2 protein-coding genes and 1 pseudogene are annotated in these 2,132 nt (G+C 56.5%); 1 reads left to right on the forward strand and 2 read right to left on the reverse strand.

Features of this window, described 5'->3' with window-relative positions; all coding sequences use genetic code 11:
• Nucleotides 1-507: pseudogene (locus ACR0DB_RS22535) on the reverse strand (transposase); the annotation flags it as partial.
• 74 nt (nucleotides 508-581) lie between these two features.
• On the opposite strand from ACR0DB_RS22535, the gene ACR0DB_RS22540 reads away from it, so the two are divergent.
• Nucleotides 582-1,580 (forward strand): IS110 family RNA-guided transposase, encoded by a 999-nt coding sequence (locus tag ACR0DB_RS22540; RefSeq protein ID WP_170438367.1) that lies wholly within the window; start codon nucleotides 582-584, stop codon nucleotides 1,578-1,580.
• Between the two features lie 329 nt (nucleotides 1,581-1,909).
• On the opposite strand, the gene ACR0DB_RS22545 is transcribed toward ACR0DB_RS22540, so the two are convergent.
• On the reverse strand, nucleotides 1,910-2,132 hold a 223-nt coding region (locus ACR0DB_RS22545; protein WP_480553083.1), incomplete at its 5' end, for an aminotransferase class III-fold pyridoxal phosphate-dependent enzyme.

A 2,132-nucleotide genomic window follows, 5' to 3' on the forward strand; every position in this document is an offset into this window, starting at 1 on the left:
CCGACAGATACCGGTCATACCAGCGATAGAAGGTGGTCTTCGGGATGCTCAGCTTTTCCAGAGTGCGCTTGGTCGGGAGATGGGAACCTTCGACGAGGCGGATGATCTGAAGTTTTTCGGATGCGGGATACCTCATTCGTCGTCGCCCCCATCCGCGATCATGCTTTTTTTGAGCAACCGCAGTTCAAGAGCCTGTTCGGCAACCACTTCCTTCAGATCACGGGCTTCCCATCTCAGATCCTTCACTTCGGTGGAAGTTGCCGCGCGGGCCGTGTCGCCTGCCAGACGTTTCTTGCCGGCTTCCAGGAATTCCTTGGACCAGCTGTAGTAGAGGCTCTGCGCGATGCCTTCACGGCGGCAGAGCTCTGCAATGCTGTCCTCGCCTTTTAGGCCGTCCAGCACGATCCTGATCTTCTCTTCTGCGGAGTACTGTTTGCGGGTCGCACGGCGAATGTTCTTTACGACCTTCTCACCGTGGCTCTGCTTGGTTCCGGGTTTCTGTCTCATCTTATGGAATGGACGCCCCTTGCACCGATGCCGATAGTTTTCGGCAGACGTATCAAGCAGAAGGAGTTCACAGAATGCAGTTACTTGCGATTGATTTAGGCAAACAGTCGTTTCACATCCACGGAATCACCAATGAGGGCGAGGTAATCTCGAAGAAGGTGACCAGATCAAAACTCGCCGCTGCCGTTCAGGAGTATTCCCCGGAAACAGTCGCCATGGAGGCTTGTGCCAGCGCTCATCACTGGGGCAGACAGTTTGAGGCGCAAGGCTATGCCGTGCGCCTCGTTCATCCGCGGTTCGTAATGCCGTTTGTCAAAGGCTCCAAGAACGACGCTGTTGATGCCGAGGCGATCTATGAGGCCGCACTGCGCCCGACTATGCGATTTGTCCCAGTGAAGACGACGGAGCAACAGGATTTGCAGATGCTGCATCGAACACGTGATCGTCTCATCACACAACGGACCGGATTGATTAATCACATTCGGGGCCTTCTGGGGGAGTATGGCGTTGTCATTCCAGTCGGTGCCTTTCGGTTCCGAAAGGATATCAGAAACGCCGTCGCTGAGGCCAAGTTGTCAGCGCTGGCAACGGAAAACTTCAACGCACTTATCGCCGAATTCGAAGCGTTGGACAAACACGTCGCTGAGCTCGACCGTAAGCTAATCGCGATCTGCCGGACCGATGAGCGGTGCAAACGTCTTGCAACCCTCCCCGGCGTCGGGCCTGTGATCGCCACCGCCTTGATCGCTGCCGTTGATGACGGTCGACACTTTTCGTCTGGCCGGGCACTCGCGGCATGGATAGGCTTGGTTCCCAGACAATATACGACGGGCGGCAAGCCCCGGCTTGGTGGCATAGGCAAACGAGGCAACCAATACCTGCGGCGCCAGCTCATCCACGGCGCCCGGTCCGTCCTGATCAGGATCGCCAATCGTGATGATCAACGCGCGAGATGGGCGCAGGGCTTGCTGGCACGCGCAGGTCACAACAAAACGCTCGTGGCTATCGCCAACAAGACAGCACGCATTGCCTGGGCGATTTTGCGGAGCGGAGAAGGCTACAAAGCGGCGTAGCGGGCAGCCCGGAAAGTACTGGCGCTCTAAGAATGCGAGGTGACGAGACGATGGTGTAACGGCAGGGGCCGCAATTCACAGCCTGTAAGGAGTGGTGGCCAGGAAAGGCCGGTCATCTTGGAAGGCACTGAAACCAGCGGATCCCATCGAGGCCAGGAGCAAAGATGCTTCAATCAAAGGCCGGATAGATTCACGCATCCAATGCCGTCAACATCATCACAAAAAACACCTTGCGCAGGGGGCGTCCATAGATCCACTCCTTGGCGGTTACGATGAGCCAGAAACCCTCTCTTATCAAATCAACCTAAACTGTCCCATTGGCGCTGACGTCAGACAATTTCTACAAACCGATCATAAGCGTTCAATGCCTTGGGCAGCGGTGCCATGGTTTCGCGGTCCGAGACAAACTCGAACACGGTCAGCAGCCCTTTGCCGCGCACATCGCCAATAAATGCATACCGATCCATCAGGTCGCGGAGCCCGGCCATCAGCACATCCCCCATGACGCTGGCATTGGTCGTCAGATCTAGCCGGTCAATCACGGCCATCACG

The organism is Ruegeria sp. AB6, from assembly GCF_056542685.1.